Raw genomic sequence first — 16,747 nt, 5'->3', positions numbered from 1 at the left:
AGACCTCCCATGATGAAATCCCTGTTCCGCCCGCTCGCGCTGGCGGCGCTGCTGTGCGCCTTGCCCCTGTCGGCACTGGCCAAGGAACCGCTGCTGGCCGGCGGCGACTATTCGGTGCTGCCGCTGATGGAAAGGCATGGCGCCGTGTTCAGCGACCGCCAGGGCAAGCCGGGCGACGCGCTGAAGATCCTGCGCGAATCAGGCCACAACATCGCCCGCCTGCGGCTGTACGAAGGGCCGGGCCCCGGCACCGGCAATGAAGGCTGGCACTGGCCCGCCGGCTCGATGGACCTGCCGGACCTGCTGAAGATGGCGCGCCGCAGCGCCGACCTGGGCATGCAGATCGAGCTGACGTTCCACTACAGCGATTTCTGGACCAACAGCAAGACCCAGATCGTGCCGGCCAAATGGCGTGCCGAACTCGATAGGCTCCCGGACGACAAGGCCCGCTTCGAGCGCCTGCGCAAGCTCGTGTTCGAGCGCACGCGCGAAGTGATGGCGGCGCTGGAGGCGCAAGGCACCACGCCGCAGTATGTTTCGGTCGGCAACGAGACCGAGGGCGGCATGCTGTACCCGTACGGGAAACTGGGCGGCAAGACACTCGATGAAAACTGGCCGCGCCTGGGCGCGCTGTTCCAGGCCGGCTACGACGGCGTGAAAGCCGTGTCGCCCTCCAGCCAGGTGATCATCCACCTGGACGACGGCGGCAACGTGGCCAAGTACCGCCACTATTTCGACCACCTGCAGAAGCTGGGCGTGAAGTGGGACGTGATCGGCGCGTCGTACTACCCGTTCTGGACCAAGCGCAACGTGGCGCAATTTACCGCCTTCGCGCAGGAGATCACGAAACACTACGACCGCGACCTGTTCGTGATGGAGACGGGCTTCAACTGGTCGCCGGTGCTGCCGAACGGCCACGCCGGCCAGCTCTCGGATAACGGCCCGTACCCGGCGTCGATGAGTTCCCCGGAAGGCCAGGCCGCGTTCATCGACGAACTGCTGGGCGCCCTGCGCCGCACCGACCGCGTGCTGGGCGTGCTGTACTGGGACCCGGTGATGATCCAGGTGCCGGGCACCGGCTGGGCGGTGCGCGACACGGATGGCAAGCCGGGTGAAAACGTGGTGTCGAACACCACGCTGTTCGACTTCAAGGGCCGCGCGCTGCCGGTACTCGATGCGTGGCGCAGGCATACGCCGGCGGTGCGGAAAGAGTGAAAGCATGGCAAGGCCGGTGAAATTCAAAATTTTATATTTTTCACGTTACGTGAAAATATAAAGAATTGAAAAACCGCCGCCGGACGCTTCGATTGACGGGGGCAGGGCAGCGGCCTATCATGGCTGACGCACCGGGGATTTGCACCCGGTTTTGCCTCCGATCGCGTCCCCGCATGCACGACATCCTTTCCGACCGGTTCGTCCGCTCCCACCTGAAGATGCGCCAGCTCGTGCTGCTGGTGGAACTTGGCCGCCACGGCTCGATCCTGCACGCGGCACAGGCGGCGAACCTCACGCAGCCCGCGGCCTCGAAGCTGCTGGCCGAACTGGAACATGCGCTGAACGTGCAACTGTTCGAGCGGTTGCCGCGCGGCGTGCTGCCCACCTGGTATGGCGAAGTGCTGATCCGCCGCGCGGGAGCAGCGCTGGCCGAGATGGATGCGGCGCACCAGGAAGTGATGGAGCTGCTTGCCGGCCTGTCGGGCAAGGTCAATGTCGGCGCGGTGCTGACGCCATCAGCCAGTCTGCTGCCCGATGCGATCAAGCTGCTCAAGACGCGCCATGCGCGGGTGCGCGTGTCCGTCACCGTCGATACCAGCAAGCTGCTGACGGATAAACTGCGTGCCGGCGAGCTGGACATCGTCATCGGCCGCGTGCAGGATTCGCACGCCGCCGGCGAGCTGCATTTCGAACCGATCACCGACGAACCGCACAGCCTCATCGCCGGTGCCGGCCACCCGCTGGCATCGCGCACCGACCTGTCGCCGGCCGACCTGGCAGGCGAACCCTGGATCGTGCCGCCGGCCGGCTCGGTGCTGCGCGACCGGTTGACGGCATTGTTCCTGTCGCACGGCCTGGAGCCGCCGTCGGACACGGTGGAAGCGATGGCGCTGCCCGTCATCGTCAACCTGCTGGCGGGCAGTCGCATGGTGTCCGCGCTGCCGGCCGAACTGGTTCGGCCTTACCTGGACATGGGACTGATCACCGTGCTCCCGTACGACCTGGGCCTGACGATGGACCTGTATGGTATCGTCACCCGCAAGCAGCATCGGCTCTCGCCAGGGGCGGAAGCGATGCTCGCCACGCTGCGCGAAGTGGCCGCGCAGCGCTATCCCCGGGAGAATAAATGAAGGCTTGCAGACTGTTCGGGGTGAGCGACCGGCTCGCCCTGGCGGACAAGGATGCGGCGGCAACGCCGCTGTGCACCGGCGACGAGCGCGAGGACCGCAACTTCGGCAAGGGCCTGCACAAGGAAATCGCGATATTGCAGGAAATGCTGTACGCGGAGCGCCAGCGCAAGGTGCTGCTGGTGCTGCAGGGCGTCGACTGCGCCGGCAAGGACGGCACCGTGCACCACCTGTTCGGCCGGATCAATCCGATGGGCCTGCGGCCCGTGCGTTTCGACGTGCCCACGTCGGCCGAGACCGCGCGCGACTTCCTGTGGCGCGTGCACCTGCAGGTGCCGCGCAAGGGCGAGATCGCCGTGTTCAACCGCAGTCACTACGAGGACGTGCTGCACCCGGTCGTGTACGGGCAGGTCAGCGACATCGAAACAGGCCGCCGTTACGCGCAGATCCGCGAATTCGAACGCATGCTGGCCGAATCGGGTACCACGATCGTGAAGGTGTTCCTGCACATCTCGAAAGACGAGCAGCGACGGCGGCTGCAGGAACGCATCGACAATCCGGAAAAGCACTGGAAGTTCGATCCGGAAGACCTGAAGCACCGCGAGAAATGGTCGGCGTACCATGCGGCCTATGACAAGGCGATCGCCGAGACCGATGCGCCCCATGCGCCGTGGTACATCGTGCCGGCCGATTCGAAGCCGCACCGGGATATCGCGGTGGCCGCGCTGCTCGCGGAAACGATGCGGGGAATGAATCTGGCGTTTCCGGCGGGGGATCCGAAGATCGCGAAATTGCGGGTGAAGTAGGCTTTCTGCAAAGGTTTTCACCCTATGGCATAGTGCCCTCTCACTTCCATGGAGAGCACCATGCAACTGACATTGAACGACCCCTCCCTGCTGCGCCACCAGGCTTACGTGAATGGCCAGTGGGTCGATGCCGACAGCGGCACCACATTCTCCGTCGCCAATCCCGCCACCGGCGACGACCTGGGCACCGTGCCGAACCTGGGCACGGCCGAAACGCGCCGGGCGATCGAGGCGGCGAACGCCGCGTGGCCGGCATGGCGCAGGCAGTCCGCCAAGCAGCGCGCCGCCGTGCTGCGCAAATGGTACGACCTGATCATCGAGAATGCCGACGACCTGGCCCTCCTGATGACGACCGAGCAGGGCAAGCCGCTGGCCGAGGCCAGGGGCGAAGTGGAATCCGGCGCGAGCTTCATCGAGTGGTTCGCCGAGGAAGCCAAGCGCATCGCCGGCGACACGCTCGAATCGCCGTGGCCGGACAAGCGCATCGTCGTTACCCGCGAACCGATCGGCGTGTGCGCCGCCATCACGCCATGGAACTTCCCCATCGCGATGATCACCCGCAAGGCCGGCCCGGCGCTGGCCGCGGGCTGCCCGATGGTGCTGAAACCGGCGGAAGCCACGCCATTCTGCGCGCTGGCGCTGGCCGTGCTGGCCGAGCGCGCCGGTGTGCCGCCCGGCGTGTTTTCCGTGGTGACGGGGGCACCGAAGGACATCGGTGCCGAGATGTGCGCGAATCCGCTCGTGCGCAAGCTGTCGTTCACCGGCTCCACCGGCGTCGGCCGCATCCTGATGCAGCAGTGCGCGCCCACGATCAAGAAGCTGTCGCTGGAACTGGGCGGCAATGCGCCGTTCATCGTGTTCGACGATGCCGACATCGACGCCGCGGTCGAAGGCGCGATCGCATCGAAATACCGCAACGCCGGCCAGACATGCGTGTGTGCGAACCGGATCTACGTGCAGGACGGCATCTACGAAGCGTTCGCCGAGAAATTCACGGCCGCCGTCGGCAAGCTCAAGGTCGGCAATGGCGTGGAGCAGGGCGTCACGCAGGGGCCGCTGATCGACGAGAAGGCCGTGCAGAAGGTGGAGCACCACGTGGCCGACGCGCTGGCCAAGGGCGGCCGCCTGCTGGCCGGCGGCCATCGCCATGCGCTGGGCCACAGCTTCTTCGAACCCACCGTGATCGCCGACGTGACGGGCGACATGATCGTCGCCGGCGAGGAAACGTTCGGGCCGCTGGCCCCGCTGTTCCGCTTCAAGACCGACGAGGAAGCGGTGGCGCTGGCCAACAATTCCGAGTTCGGCCTGGCCTCGTATTTCTATTCGCGCGATATCGGCCGCGTATGGCGCGTGGCCGAGGGGCTCGAGTCGGGCATGGTCGGCGTCAACACCGGCATCATTTCCACCGAGGTGGCGCCGTTCGGCGGCGTCAAGCAGTCCGGCCTCGGACGCGAAGGCTCGCGGTATGGCATCGACGATTACCTCGTTACCAAGTACATCTGCCTGGGGTTGAACTGAGCCGGCGCTACCGGCGTTCAATCGAAAAGCATTCAACGATTTCGTGCTCGCCCGGGGCCTGCTGCCACCTGCGCTACTGCGCAAGGCGGTGACGGAAGAATTCGTCCCCGGAGCCGGTAAGGCCGGGGGAGGGGGTGCTGGCCGCCATCGCTGGCCTCCTGCTCAGTTTTCGTAACGCGGATCGGGATTGGCCAGGCGATAGGCGGCCAGCTCGGCCTGCACTTCGGCGCGGGTCTTGCCCTGGCCGGGCGCATCGTCCATCACGAATGGATAGTGCTCGCCAACCGCCAGTTCTCCGCGCTGCTGGGCGATCCGTAACTCGGCACGCACCTGCTCGCGTGTCCTGGTCGAAACGGTTTCGAAGTGGGTACCCGAGTACAGTTCGCCGGAGGCAAAAAGGTTACCCGTGGCGACTGCCGTACTGTGTTCGGCGGTCACCTGGATACGCGGCATGTCGTTTGATTGCTGAGCCGATACGTGGGCGGAAGCGAACATGGCGGCAGTGGCGAGAGCGAAGGCGATGGTTTTCATGGCAGTATTCCTTTCACGGACAAGACAGTTTTTACAAGCTATTAAATAGTGCACTACTTACTGGCGTTGACTCTGCTTTACAGCCGGCCCTCGAGCGCCATTTCCGGGTTCGTTTGACGATCGGCAGCCAGGTCTGCTGCGACTTCGGCGCGTGTCTTGCCGGTACCGGAGACATCGGAAGGAACGAATGGATACTGCTCGCCCGCTTGCAGTTCGCCGCGTTGCTGGGCAATGCGCAGTTCGGCACGCACGTCGTCCCGCGTCCTGGTCGACATGTCATCGATGAAGATGTCCGCGTACGAACCCTCGTAGACCAGGTGATGACCGGAAGCGATAGCGGCGGAGTATTCCGCAACCACCTGGGCGCGGGTCAACTGGGCCGTGGCCGATGCATGGGCCGAAGCGAACAGGGCGGCGGCGGAGAGGGCGATAGCGATGGTTTTCATGTGGTGGCTCCTTGGCAGTGAAGTGTCGGGCAGGTTGATTGTTAGCTATTTAATCGCGAACTACTTATAAGTAGTTCGTTGCGGTTGTTTGTTGCGATGGAAGGATAATAAATCGCGCACTATGTAATAGCAAGCGATTTTATAAAAAAGTTACCTGTCGAGGAAAGTGGAAGCGAATGCCGGTCCGCCTGGTCGATGCGATCGCCAGCGACTGCTCAATGGCGCGGGCTTCCACTGCCGTTTTCCTGCATCAGCCGCTCGGTCATCCGCTTCACCGCCCGCATCTGTCGCCCGGATTTCACGGCGAAATCCGGATCGTCGTAACTGAACCAGTCCCAGCACGAATTCGGATTCCTGAACGATAGCGGTGCGGCCTGCGGGTAGAGCACCACGATGCGATTCGCATCGGCCCAGCCGTTGTAGCCCGCGTGCCGGACCCACGCTTCCTTGACCAGTGCCGACGTCTGCTTGCAGCCGTGGAAAGCCACGTGCAGCTTGCACCCGGCGCCAGCACCTTCGCAACCGGGCGGCACGTACAGCCAGCCGGTGGCCGCCATGCCGTGTTCCAGTGGGCGGCGCAGGAATTCGGCCTGATCGAACTCCACGAAGCGGCCGGCTGCGTCGCCGTTCGCCTTCGGCTTCAGCGGGCCATAAATCCATCGCAGCAGCTCGCCGGCGCCATCGATGTCGCAGTCGCTGATGTAGGGCGCGCCGAGCTGGTCGCAGCGGTTGCCGAAGCTTTCCGTGGGCATCGCGTGTTCGGCCCGCACATCCTTGCGGTAGCGGATGTTTTTCGGCGGGATGTAGTTGCGATAGTAGGCTTGCAGGTCGTTCATGACGGCCATCGGCACGACGCTGTCCGCCAGGCCGGAAAACAGCCATACCCGGTGCCGGGCCAGGTTACTGGTGGGATCGATCCGGCCGCGCCCGGCATACCGGCCCGTGAGCTTGACCAGTTCCGGCACGTTGGTGCCGCCGGGAGACACATTGCACCAGGGCGTGCCGGAAGTGCAGCTGCAGCGCATCGTGGCCACGCTCAGGTTGCCGCGCGAGCACGAGTAGGGGCCGGCGGCAATCACGCCGGCGCCGATGACGCTGGCCGAATAGGCGACATGGAACTGCACCGCCATGTAGCCACCGGAGGACAGGCCGGATACCGACAGCTGGCCGGTCTTCATGGCGGGCAGCGGCATGGCCCGCGCAGCGGCCGGTGTGGACGAAGCAGGCAGCATTATTGCCGCCAATGCGGCAGCCGCACAGGCATGACGAAACAACGAAACGCGGTGCATGAACCACTCCTGACCGGTATTGCTGACGATTGGCATTCCCAAAGCCGGCACGGTGCCGCTGGCCGGCATACAATGGCTTTTTACCATCACTTCGTCGGATTCGACATGAATATTCTGTTCAGGTTCGCGGCCGTGTCCGCGTTTGGCCTTGCAGCGGCAAGCGCCTTCGCGCAGCAGCCGGCCGCATCCACTCCCGCCGCGCCGGCCGCTTCGGCGGCGGCAGCCCGCCCGGCCAGCTGCCCGGCCATCCTGCACCGCTCGTTCAAGCGCTTGCAGGACGAAGCTTCGCAAGACCTGTGCCAGTATGCCGGCAAGGTGGTCCTCGTCGTGAACACGGCCAGCTATTGCGGCTACACGAAGCAGTATGAAGGGCTCGAGGCATTGCATGCGAAATATGCCGACAAGGGCCTGGTGGTGCTGGGCTTCCCGTCGAACGACTTCGGCAAGCAGGAACCGGGTACGGCGAAGGAAATCGCCGATCTCTGCTTCAACACCTACGGCGTCAAGTTCCCGATGTTCGCCAAGACGGTGGTGTCCGGTAGCGCGGCAAACCCGCTGTACGCCGACCTGATCAAGGCCACCGGCAAGGCGCCCGGCTGGAACTTCCATAAATACCTGATCGGGCGCGACGGCAAGGTCATCGAGAACTTCCCCAGCAAGGTGACGCCGCAGGACAAGGCGGTGGTCGGGGCGATCGAGAAGGCGCTGGCTTCCTGACCAGGCCGTGATCAGGCGCGGGCGAGTTCGAACCCCTCGTCCAGCCATCCAGTCACGCCGCCGGGCATGACCTTCACGGGCCGCCCCAGCTTCGCGATGCGGATGGCGGCGCGGGCGGCGCCATTGCAGTGCGGTCCCGCGCAATAGGTCACGAACAGCGTATCGGCCGGGTACTCGGCCAGCTTCGAACCGATGATCTTGCGGTGCGCCAGGTCGAGGGCACCCGGCACGTGGCCCCGCGCAAACGCTTCGGTACCGCGCACGTCCAGCAGCACGAAATCCTGCTGCGGCGTGCCGAGCACGCTGTGCACGTCCCAGCAATCCGTCTCGAACCGCAGCGAACCTTCGAAATGGGCCAGCGCCACGTCGGCGGGGGCGGCCGGAACTTCGGTCACGATCGACATCATCTACTCCTTGATTGGTTGAACGAGGCTTCATTGTCGGCCTGGCCGCGGCACCGATGCAGTGGCGCGAATGCCAACCTGCGTTAAGATTGCGCCATGCCCACCACTCACGTTCCGCGACGCCACCTCGTTGTCGCCCTCGCTTACGACGGCCTGTGCACGTTTGAATTCGGCTGCACGGTCGAGCTGTTCGCGCTCGACCGCCCGGAACTGGGCGTGGACTGGTACGACTTCCAGGTATGTGCCGTGGAACGGGGGCCGATCCGCGCGGCCGGCGGCATCACCGTGCAGGCCCGCTATGCGCCGGGCCTGCTGAAGAAGGCCGACACCATCGTCATTCCCGGCTGGCGTGGCGCCGATGCGGCGCCGCCACCGGCGCTGCTGGCCGCGCTGCGCGCCGCGCACGCCCGCGGTGCGCGCCTGTGCTCGATCTGTTCCGGCGTGTTCGTGCTGGCCGCGGCGGGCGTGCTCGATGGCCAGCGCGCCACCACCCACTGGCGCTACGCCGAGCGGCTGGCGCAGCGCCACCCGGCGATCACCGTCGAACCGGATGCGCTGTATATCGACAACGGGCAGGTGATCACGTCCGCCGGGTCCGCCGCCGGGCTGGACATGTTGCTGCACCTGGTGCGCCGCGACTACGGTGCGCGCGTCGGCAACATGGTGGCGCAGCGGCTCGTCGTGGCGCCGCACCGCGAGGGCGGGCAGGCCCAGTTCCTGCCACGCCCGATGCCCGCCGATGAGGCGGGCCGGCTGGCGAAGTTGATGGAGTGGCTGCGGCGGCATCCCGCGCAAACGCACACCGTGGCCACGATGGCCGAACGGGCGGCCATGAGCGCGCGCACGCTGCAGCGGCAATTCCGCGATGCCACCGGCATGGGACCGGTCGAATGGCTGACCCGCGAACGGGTAGCGATCGCCAAGGACCTCCTCGAATCGCCGCTGCCGCTGGCGCAAGTGGCGGAACGGGCCGGCTTCGGCTCGGAAGAAACGTTGCGGCACCACTTCCGGCGGCTGGCCGCCACGACACCGGGCGCTTACCGGAAAGCATTCCTTGTTGCGGGCACATCGGTCGACTAAGCTGCATGGGCACGGCTGTCCGGCCGCCCGCGAGCTTTCAAAACAAGGAGGAGTCCACCATGCCTTATGTCGATGGTTTCGTTGTCCCCGTCCCGAAAGACAAGATCGAAGCGTATCGTGCGATGGCCGAGAAGGCCGGCGCCGTGTGGCGCGAGCACGGCGCGCTGGAATTTCACGAATGCATCGCGGACGATATAAAGCCGGGGGAAGTCACGTCCTTTCCACAAGCCGTGCAGCTGAAGGAGGACGAAACCGTGTTCTTTTCCTGGATCGTCTACAACTCGCGCGAGGAACGCGATGCGATCAACGAGAAGGTGATGAACGATCCGCGCCTGAAGGAATCGATGGGCGACGCGATGCCGTTCGACGGCAAGCGCATGTTCTGGGGCGGCTTCAGGACGTTCGTCAGCCTGTAGGCCCCGCCGGCACTACCAGTTCGGCGCGCAGCGCGCCCCGCAGCGCGTTGCAGACGACGATTTCCTCGGCCCCCGCCAGCATGCCGCGCGTGATGGGCGTTTCCGTGGCGCCCCATGCTTCCAGCACCACGGCGCGCATCACGCCCGGCAGCAGGCCGCATGCCAGCGGCGGGGTGAGCCAGCGCCCGCCGATGCGCACGAACACGTTGCTGCGGCCGCCCTCGGTGAGTTCGCCCCGTTCATTGAAGTGCAGCTGGTCGAACGCACCCTGTGCTTCGGCTGCCTTCCAGGCCGCGTCGTAGCCCGCGCGCAGCGTGGTCTTGTGGCGCAGGAACAGGTCGTTCGACACGGTGGGCGATTCCGCCAGCAGTACGCGCACCGGTTGCTGCAGCGGGACCAGCACGCCGGTCTGCACGGCGAAACCGCCGGCCCCGTTCATTGCGAGGCGCAATCGGTGTTCCATTCCAGCCTGCAGGTCGTTGCAGGCTACGGCGATATAGGCCCTGGCGGCCGCTTCATCCCATGCAAAGCCGAAGTAGCGGGCCGAATGCGCCAGCCGCGCCAGGTGTCGTTCCACATGCCGCACGCCTCCTTCGCGAGTGGCATGCATGGTTTCGAACAGTTCGAAATCGTTGGACAGGCCGGTGAGGAAACGCGCCTTCAGCCGGCATTCGGCATATTCGTCCCGCGCCACGCTGTCGTGCACGATGCCCGCGCCCACGCCCATCTCGCCGCGCCGCACGCCGCCTGCTTCCGGCTGCAGGACCAGTGTGCGGATCGGCACATTCAGGCAAAAGTCCCCCGGCGCACCGGGGCGCGGCGGATCGAACCAGCCGATCGCGCCCGTGTACAGGCCGCGCGGGTCCGGTTCCAGCTCCGCGATGATTTCCATCGTGCGGCGCTTCGGCGCGCCGGTGATCGAGCCGCACGGGTACAGCGCGGCGAACAGGTCGGCCAGGGTGGCATCGGGCCGCACCTGTGCCTGCACGGTGGACGTCATCTGCAGCACGCCGCTGTAGCGCCGCACGTCGAACAGCGCCGGCACCCGTACCGAGCCGGTCACGGCCACGCGGCCGATGTCGTTGCGCAGCAGGTCGACGATCATCAGGTTTTCCGCGCGGTTCTTCGGGTCGGCGGCGAGGGCCGTGGCGCGGCGCGCATTCTCGGCCTCGATATGGATCGCCGCGTCCCCCTTGTCCGCCTCGCCCGGCAGCGCGGCGGGCGCGGTCCCTTTCATCGGCTGCGCCGTCAGCATAGTGCCTGCGCGACGCACGAACAGCTCCGGCGACAGCGACAGTATCGCCGTGCCATCGTCGACCATCACCAGTGCGCCGTAGGGCACCGGCTGGCGCGCGCGCAGCCGCTGGTATAGCGCGCATGGCGAACCGAAGGCATCGAAGCGCAGCCGGTACGTGTAGTTGACCTGGTAGGTGTCGCCGGCTGCGATGTAGTCGCGGATGCGTGCGATGGCCGCCGTGAATTGCGCTTCGGTGACATTGGCGCCGATGCCGGCCAGGCCGGCAACGCCGTCACCGCGCATTTGCTTGCATTCCGCCTCGCGCTCCATCAGCCAGCGCGCCACCGCTTCGCCATCGAGGTGATCGCATTGCCGGAACAGCAGCACCTGCGCCAGCGGCATGCCGGCATCGCGCGGCGGCATGCCCACGATGTGGTGCCCCAGTTCGTAGCTGCACAGCGTGACGGCGAACAGTCCCTGCGCCAGCGCCGCCTCCATGTCCCGCAACAGGGCCGGCCACGTGTCGAACGACGTGCAGCGCAGCGTGCGCACGTGGCCGGTCAGCAGGCGCGAGCGGCCGCCGGCCGCGGCGTCATCGAGCAGGGCGAAGCACTCGGTATTCATCGGTATCAACGCAGCAGCAGCGCGATCTGCGCGTTCGCATCCTGCGCCGGGGAGAGTGCAAAGCCGCTTTTTGCATAGCGGTGCCAGCGGCCCACCACGAACGCCATCATCAGGCTGGCGCGCGCCGCCACGTCGCGCTCCTGGTCGCCCGCCGCGGCGTCGGCGACGGCCTGCCGCAACGCACCCTTCAGCGCCAGTTCCACGCGGTCGTAGAAGCCGTTCATGCGCTGCTGCAGCCGCTCGTCCTCGCCCACCAGCGCATCGCCGATCAGCACGCGTGTCATGCCCGGGTTGTTGGTGGCGAAGTGCAGCAGCATCGACAGGATGTCGCAGGCTTGTGCCAGGCCGTCTTCCTGGCGCTCGGTGATCTGGTTGATCAGGCCGAAAACCGAGGTTTCGATGAACTCGATCAGCCCCTCGAACATCTGCGCCTTGCTGGCGAAATGGCGGTACAGCGCCGCCTCGGACACGTCGAGCCTGCGCGCCAGCGCGGCCGTGGTGATCTTCTCGCCCTTCGGATGCTCGAGCATCGCGGCCAGGGCCTGGAGGATTTGCAGCTTGCGCTGGCCGGACGGTTGGGTTGGCATTATTCGATCACGGTATTGCGGCGCAGGTGCGACAGCCGCGCCGGCAGGTGTTTGACGGATTTGACCTTGACGTCGACCCAGCCGGGGCGGACCAGGCGCTTGGGCGGGTGCGCCGTGCCGATCGGGTCGCCCACCTTCAGGTACTGCGTGACCCACGCCGTGCGCATACCCAGCGCATGCGCGGTGCGCAGGTTGGCCAGGGTGTCCTCGACGAGGATGCAGCGCCGCGCCGCCACCTGCTGGCGGCGCATTACCTTGCGCAACAACAGCTTCGAGGGCTTGGGCCGCAACTGGCCATGCACGCGCATCGATTCGATGGCGATGTGGTGCGAGAAGTGGCGCTGTATGCCGAGGTGGCGCAGCACCATCGTCGAGTAGCGGTGCGGCGCATTCGTCAGCAGCACCTTGCGGCCCGGCAGGCGCTTGAGCAACTGGCCGAGGCCTTTTTCATGCCGGATCATCGACAGCAGGTCCTCCATGCCATGTGTCTCGGCGAGGAAATGGTCGGCTTTTACGCCATGGTGCTTCACCAGTCCCAGCAGGGTTGCGCCGTAGCGTTTCCAGTACAGCGTGCGCGCCGCGTTCACTGCGTCGATGTGGGCCGGCGTGGTGCCGTCGCCCAGCACGCGCGCGATGTACGTGTTCATGTTCGCCATGATCGCGGGGAAGATGGCGTGCGATGCGTTGTGCAGCGTGTTGTCGAGGTCGAAGAGCCAGACCGGGGCCAAAGGTTTAATATTCACGTCTCTCGGAACTGCAAAGGTAGCCATGCGACGCCAGATTATAGTGATGTTTTGTTGCCTGTTCGTGTTTACCGCGGGGCTGGCGCCGCAGGCGATGGCGGCGGACGGCGTTCCGAACCGCGGCGCGCTGTTCCGCATCGAACAGGCGGACGACAAACCAGGCAACGTCGTATGGCTGTTCGGCACGATCCACGTGGGCGCCAAGAGCTTTTATCCGCTCGAACCCACGATCACGGCCGCGCTGGAAAACGCGGCGGTCCTTGCACTGGAAGTCGACCCGCTCGGCAGCCAGGACGACATAGCCGGCGCCGTGCGCGAATATGGCATGTACCCGGCCGGCCGCGGCCCCGCGTCCGCCGAACTGGCGGCCGCGTACCGGCCGCGCCTGGAGCGCCTGCTGCGGCAGTACGACGTGCCGCCCGCATCGGTGGCGCCGATGAAGCCCTGGATGCTGGCAAGCCTGCTGACGGTGCGCGAATTCGAACGGCAGGGCTACCAGACCGGGCTGGCCGTGGAAGTGTGGCTGTCGCAGGGCGCGCGGGCGCGCAAGCAGAAAATCGTCGAACTCGAATCCGTGCAGGCGCAGATGGCGCTGTTCGGGCGCATGGCCACGGCCGACCAGGCGCTGTTCCTGCAGGAGACGATCGATGCGATCGACGGCAGCGAACAGGCCAGCGACGCGCGCGCGATCGCCTCCGCCTGGGCGACGGCCGACCGGGCCGCGCTGGACCGCATCGCCGGCAAGACGGCGACCGACGACACGTTTTCCGGAAGGTTCGTGAGCCGCGTGCTGCTGGGCGAGCGCAATCCGCTGCTGGCCGAAGGCATCGCGAAACTGCTGGCGCGCGAAAAGCAGAGCGTGGCCGCGATCGGGGTACTGCATCTGGTAGGAAAGGACAGCGTGCCGGAACTGCTGCGGCGGCAAGGATTGCGGGTGGAACGGGTGTATTAGGGCAAGACGGAGGAAAGCAGGGAATGGCGGGTGACGGGGGGAATGGCAGGTGAAGCGGGGGAGGGTGGTGCCCTTTACGTGGATTGAACACGTGGCCTCTCCCTTACCAAGGGAGTGCTCTACCACTGAGCTAAAAGGGCATCTGCGTTGCAGACTTTGAAAAAACGGGCGGTTTGCACCGCCCGTTTTTTCAGTGAGACCGGATCATAGTGCCAAATGCCTGTTCGGTCAACACTTCGAGCAGCAGGCTGTGCTCGATGCGGCCGTCGATGATGTGCACCGTGTTGACGCCGGACTTGGCGGCGTCGAGGGCGGACGAAATCTTCGGCAGCATGCCGCCGGAGATCGTGCCGTCGGCGAACATCTCGTCGATTTCGCGGGCCGAAAGGTCGGTGACCAGGTTGCCGCTCTTGTCCTGCACGCCGGCGATATTGGTCATCATGATGAGCTTTTCCGCCTTCAGGATCTCGGCGATCTTGCCGGCCACCACATCGGCGTTGATGTTGTAGGCCTGGCCATCCTGGCCGAAACCGATCGGCGAAATGATCGGAATGAACGCGTCGTCCTGCAGCGCCTTCACGACGGCCGGGTTGATCGCATCGATTTCGCCGACGAAGCCGATGTCCAGGTATTGGCCCGGGTTTTCCTTGTCCGGCATCGCCATCTTGCGCGCGCGGATCAGGCCGCCGTCCTTGCCGGTCAGGCCCACGGCCTGGCCGCCGTAATGGTTGATCAGCATGACGATGTCCTGCTGGACTTCGCCGCCGAGCACCCACTCGACGACTTCCATGGTTTCCTCGTCGGTGATACGCATGCCCTGCACGAACGTACCCTGCTTGCCGATCTTCTTCAGTGCATTGTCGATCTGGGGGCCGCCGCCGTGCACCACGACCGGATTCATGCCGACCAGTTTCAGCAGGATGACATCGCGCGCGAAGCCGTGCTTCAGGCGCTCATCGGTCATCGCGTTGCCGCCGTATTTGATGACGATGGTCTTGCCATGAAAATTGCGGATGTACGGCAGCGCTTCCGCAAGGATCTGCGCCTTGATTGCCGGGGAAACGGCGGCGAGGTCATCGGCTGGCACATCCAGGTTCAAATTCGACAGTTGGCTCATGGCGGGTCCGGTAAAGAGTGTGGGGCAATTTTACAGCGAAGCGGCAGAAGATCCGCTTCCCACCGGCCTGTCACGGCCGGCAACGGTGATTTTGACGCGCATTATAGAGCCAAATCCGCATCGAATAAGTTGTCATCCCAGGCATGATCGATTAGCCTCTGCACGATGAGCACCTGCGAGCGCTGCGGCGCCACCTTTCACTGCGCGATGAGCGACATAGAGACCGGCGGAAAGACCGGCGGAAAGACCGGCGGGAAGCCCGATGCCGGGGAACCGCCGTGCTGGTGCACGCTGCTGCCGCCGGCTGTCCCGGTACCGCGACAGGAAGGCAGGGCACCGGCAGCCACCGTGGGGTGCTGGTGCCCGGACTGCCTGAAGGCGCATATCGCGGCGCTGCGGCGCTGACACGGCCGGACGGCGCTTCAACTGCCCCGCACCGTCGCGAAGAAACGCATCATTTCGCGGCTCGCGTCCGGCCCCTTGCCGTCGGTGTAGCTGCCGGCGGGGCTGCCGCCGGACCACGCATGGCCGGCGCCGTGGACCACCCAGTGCTCGGCCAGCGGCGAGCCATCGCGCAGCCAGTGTTTGGTACGTGTGTAGGCATGGCCGTCCGGCACGCGCCCGGCCAGCCGCGATGGCAGGGCCTTCGGCCCCAGCGGGTGGCTGCGCAAGCCCTGTTCCATCAGTTCCTCGCCATTGACGGGATGGACGGTCGTATCCTGGTCGCCGTGGAACACGATGATCGGCAGGCCGGCGCTCTTTACCGTCCGCGCGCTGCCGGCGCCGCGCTGCATGGCCGCCAGCGCCGACGGCAGGTCGCGCGCCGCCGCGAACGGCAACCCGGAATGCACGCCCACGGCGGCAAACAGTTCCGGGTACAGCGTGCCCACGATGACGGCCATCGCGCCGCCGGCGGACATGCCGGCGATGTAGACCTGGCCGCTGGCGACCGGATACGTGTCCATGATGTCGCGCGTGATGCCGGCGATGATCGAGGGTTCGCCCTGGCCGTGCTTGTTGTCGAGCGCATTGAACCAGTTCCAGCAGCGCGAATTGTTCGCGTCCGCCGATTGCGCGGGATACACGACGAAGCAGCGCCGTTCCTCGGCCACCGCGTTCATCTGCGTGCCGGCGGCGAAATCGTCCGGATCCTGCGCGCAGCCGTGCAGCATCACCAGGAGCGGCAAGGCCTCGCCTTTCCAGCTCGAGGGCACGTACAGCTTGTAGGAGCGGCTGCCGGCGTCGTTCGCATACACGCCGCTCATGAAATGGGCGCCGGGCGGCAGCGGGACAGGCGACGCGGGCATATCGAACACCGACGCCGGCAAATCGAAATGGGAGCGGGAATTCGGCGCGGCGCCTGGATACGGGCCAGGATGCATGGCTTGTTGCGGGTTCGACCCGGGCAGCGTGAACGCTGATTCAGGTAGATCGGGAAGGTCGCTGCCGAACAGCAGCTTGACCGTCTTTCGCATTTGCGTGAACCAATGATGACCGTCATTCATGGTGTTCCCCGGAGGCTGGTGGATGGTCAACAAGCACCTGTCACTGGGGAAATTCCGGCGGAAAAACTGCGGGAAAAAACGACCAGGTCCAGCGTGCCGTGCTGCGTCTCCTCCGCGCTCCGTGCGATCCACGGGCCTTTTTTGGCCCAGTATAGCCACATTCGCCGGATGGGGGTGCCGCACTGTATCGGCTAGAATACAGCTTCGCTACAACGCTACCGCATGATGAAAACTGCATTGCCGGAACACGCCACACCCGTCCCGTCGCCCTGCGTCAGCCTGTGCAAGATGAACCGGGATACCGGCTTTTGCGAAGGCTGCCTGCGCTCTATCGAAGAGATCGTCGCATGGGGCAAAGCCGACGACGATTACAAGCGCGCCGTGTGGGCGCAGCTGCGGCTGCGCGAGCAGACGATCGCGTTCGATTGAAACG

The 16,747-nt window shown here is 65.5% G+C and carries 19 protein-coding genes and 1 tRNA gene; 10 read left to right on the top strand and 10 right to left on the bottom strand.

Annotation, left to right across the window (positions count from 1 at the left end; translation table 11 throughout):
• The first annotated feature begins 9 nt into the window (after window positions 1–9).
• The 4 genes from ACY65G_RS23835 to ACY65G_RS23820 all read left to right on the top strand — a co-directional run bounded on the left by ACY65G_RS23835 (window position 10) and on the right by ACY65G_RS23820 (window position 4,666).
• Window positions 10–1,215: a glycoside hydrolase family 53 protein gene (locus tag ACY65G_RS23835; protein WP_464999770.1), complete on the top strand. Its 1,206-nt coding sequence runs from the start codon at window positions 10–12 to the stop codon at window positions 1,213–1,215.
• 173 nt (window positions 1,216–1,388) lie between these two features.
• Window positions 1,389–2,345: a LysR substrate-binding domain-containing protein gene (locus ACY65G_RS23830; protein ID WP_464999769.1), complete on the top strand. Its 957-nt coding sequence runs from the start codon at window positions 1,389–1,391 to the stop codon at window positions 2,343–2,345.
• Window positions 2,342–3,148 carry a PPK2 family polyphosphate kinase gene (locus ACY65G_RS23825; RefSeq protein ID WP_464999768.1) on the top strand — a complete coding sequence of 269 codons (807 nt, stop codon included), beginning with the start codon at window positions 2,342–2,344 and terminating at the stop codon, window positions 3,146–3,148. The genes ACY65G_RS23830 and ACY65G_RS23825 overlap by 4 nt, the downstream gene beginning before the upstream one ends.
• A 60-nt stretch (window positions 3,149–3,208) precedes the next feature.
• Window positions 3,209–4,666 carry an NAD-dependent succinate-semialdehyde dehydrogenase gene (locus ACY65G_RS23820; RefSeq protein ID WP_464999767.1) on the top strand — a complete coding sequence of 486 codons (1,458 nt, stop codon included), beginning with the start codon at window positions 3,209–3,211 and terminating at the stop codon, window positions 4,664–4,666.
• A 162-nt stretch (window positions 4,667–4,828) separates the two neighbouring features.
• Here ACY65G_RS23820 and ACY65G_RS23815 read toward each other — a convergent pair whose 3' ends face one another.
• From ACY65G_RS23815 to ACY65G_RS23805, 3 genes are all read right to left on the bottom strand, one after another.
• Window positions 4,829–5,197: a DUF4148 domain-containing protein gene (locus tag ACY65G_RS23815; protein WP_464999766.1), complete on the bottom strand. Its 369-nt coding sequence runs from the start codon at window positions 5,195–5,197 to the stop codon at window positions 4,829–4,831.
• Window positions 5,198–5,274: 77 nt separating this feature from the next.
• Window positions 5,275–5,643: a hypothetical protein gene (locus ACY65G_RS23810; RefSeq protein WP_464999765.1), complete on the bottom strand. Its 369-nt coding sequence runs from the start codon at window positions 5,641–5,643 to the stop codon at window positions 5,275–5,277.
• A gap of 215 nt (window positions 5,644–5,858) precedes the next feature.
• Complete coding sequence (locus tag ACY65G_RS23805) at window positions 5,859–6,875, bottom strand: extracellular catalytic domain type 2 short-chain-length polyhydroxyalkanoate depolymerase (protein WP_464999764.1); 1,017 nt, start codon at window positions 6,873–6,875, stop codon at window positions 5,859–5,861.
• A 162-nt stretch (window positions 6,876–7,037) separates the two neighbouring features.
• Here ACY65G_RS23805 and ACY65G_RS23800 point away from each other — a divergent pair, with 162 nt between their 5' ends.
• The gene (locus tag ACY65G_RS23800; RefSeq protein WP_464999763.1) at window positions 7,038–7,649 is read left to right on the top strand and encodes a glutathione peroxidase; all 612 of its coding nucleotides are present in this window, start codon (window positions 7,038–7,040) and stop codon (window positions 7,647–7,649) included.
• Between the two features lie 11 nt (window positions 7,650–7,660).
• Here the strand turns inward: ACY65G_RS23800 and ACY65G_RS23795 are convergent, their stop codons facing one another.
• Window positions 7,661–8,053, bottom strand: coding sequence for a rhodanese-like domain-containing protein (locus ACY65G_RS23795; RefSeq protein WP_464999786.1), 393 nt, complete (start codon window positions 8,051–8,053; stop codon window positions 7,661–7,663).
• A 96-nt stretch (window positions 8,054–8,149) separates the two neighbouring features.
• On the opposite strand from ACY65G_RS23795, the gene ftrA reads away from it, so the two are divergent.
• Both ftrA and ACY65G_RS23785 read left to right on the top strand, forming a co-directional pair.
• Window positions 8,150–9,133 carry a transcriptional regulator FtrA gene (ftrA, locus tag ACY65G_RS23790; RefSeq protein WP_464999762.1) on the top strand — a complete coding sequence of 328 codons (984 nt, stop codon included), beginning with the start codon at window positions 8,150–8,152 and terminating at the stop codon, window positions 9,131–9,133.
• Window positions 9,134–9,192: 59 nt separating this feature from the next.
• Window positions 9,193–9,549, top strand: coding sequence for a DUF1428 domain-containing protein (locus ACY65G_RS23785; RefSeq protein WP_464999761.1), 357 nt, complete (start codon window positions 9,193–9,195; stop codon window positions 9,547–9,549).
• Here ACY65G_RS23785 and ACY65G_RS23780 read toward each other — a convergent pair.
• The 3 genes from ACY65G_RS23780 to ACY65G_RS23770 are packed head-to-tail and all read right to left on the bottom strand — an operon-like array spanning window position 9,539 to window position 12,734.
• Window positions 9,539–11,410 carry a chorismate-binding protein gene (locus tag ACY65G_RS23780; RefSeq protein WP_464999760.1) on the bottom strand — a complete coding sequence of 624 codons (1,872 nt, stop codon included), beginning with the start codon at window positions 11,408–11,410 and terminating at the stop codon, window positions 9,539–9,541. The genes ACY65G_RS23785 and ACY65G_RS23780 overlap by 11 nt on opposite strands.
• A gap of 5 nt (window positions 11,411–11,415) precedes the next feature.
• The gene (gene slmA, locus ACY65G_RS23775; RefSeq protein ID WP_464999759.1) at window positions 11,416–11,997 is read right to left on the bottom strand and encodes a nucleoid occlusion factor SlmA; all 582 of its coding nucleotides are present in this window, start codon (window positions 11,995–11,997) and stop codon (window positions 11,416–11,418) included.
• Entirely contained in the window at window positions 11,997–12,734 is a 738-nt protein-coding gene (locus tag ACY65G_RS23770) for a pyrimidine 5'-nucleotidase (RefSeq protein ID WP_464999785.1), read from the bottom strand. Before ACY65G_RS23770 ends, slmA begins: the two co-directional genes overlap by 1 nt.
• A gap of 31 nt (window positions 12,735–12,765) precedes the next feature.
• Between ACY65G_RS23770 and ACY65G_RS23765 the strand changes: the two genes are divergently transcribed.
• Window positions 12,766–13,692, top strand: a complete 927-nt coding sequence (locus ACY65G_RS23765; protein ID WP_464999758.1) for a TraB/GumN family protein — start codon at window positions 12,766–12,768, stop codon at window positions 13,690–13,692.
• A 65-nt stretch (window positions 13,693–13,757) separates the two neighbouring features.
• Here the strand turns inward: ACY65G_RS23765 and ACY65G_RS23760 are convergent.
• Window positions 13,758–13,832 (bottom strand) — tRNA-Thr (locus tag ACY65G_RS23760).
• A gap of 50 nt (window positions 13,833–13,882) precedes the next feature.
• Window positions 13,883–14,809 carry an acetylglutamate kinase gene (gene argB, locus ACY65G_RS23755; RefSeq protein ID WP_464999757.1) on the bottom strand — a complete coding sequence of 309 codons (927 nt, stop codon included), beginning with the start codon at window positions 14,807–14,809 and terminating at the stop codon, window positions 13,883–13,885.
• A 165-nt stretch (window positions 14,810–14,974) separates the two neighbouring features.
• Here argB and ACY65G_RS23750 point away from each other — a divergent pair, with 165 nt between their 5' ends.
• The gene (locus tag ACY65G_RS23750; protein ID WP_464999756.1) at window positions 14,975–15,214 is read left to right on the top strand and encodes a cysteine-rich CWC family protein; all 240 of its coding nucleotides are present in this window, start codon (window positions 14,975–14,977) and stop codon (window positions 15,212–15,214) included.
• Between the two features lie 17 nt (window positions 15,215–15,231).
• On the opposite strand, the gene ACY65G_RS23745 is transcribed toward ACY65G_RS23750, so the two are convergent.
• Window positions 15,232–16,284, bottom strand: coding sequence for an extracellular catalytic domain type 1 short-chain-length polyhydroxyalkanoate depolymerase (locus ACY65G_RS23745; protein ID WP_464999755.1), 1,053 nt, complete (start codon window positions 16,282–16,284; stop codon window positions 15,232–15,234).
• Window positions 16,285–16,536: 252 nt separating this feature from the next.
• Here ACY65G_RS23745 and ACY65G_RS23740 point away from each other — a divergent pair, with 252 nt between their 5' ends.
• Window positions 16,537–16,743 carry a DUF1289 domain-containing protein gene (locus ACY65G_RS23740; RefSeq protein ID WP_464999754.1) on the top strand — a complete coding sequence of 69 codons (207 nt, stop codon included), beginning with the start codon at window positions 16,537–16,539 and terminating at the stop codon, window positions 16,741–16,743.
• Window positions 16,744–16,747: the final 4 nt, after the last annotated feature.

The sequence above is a fragment of the Pseudoduganella sp. jia 12 genome, assembly GCF_055502675.1.
Note: the sequence above shows the minus strand (reverse complement) of the source record. Positions and strands in the feature narration are given on the sequence as shown.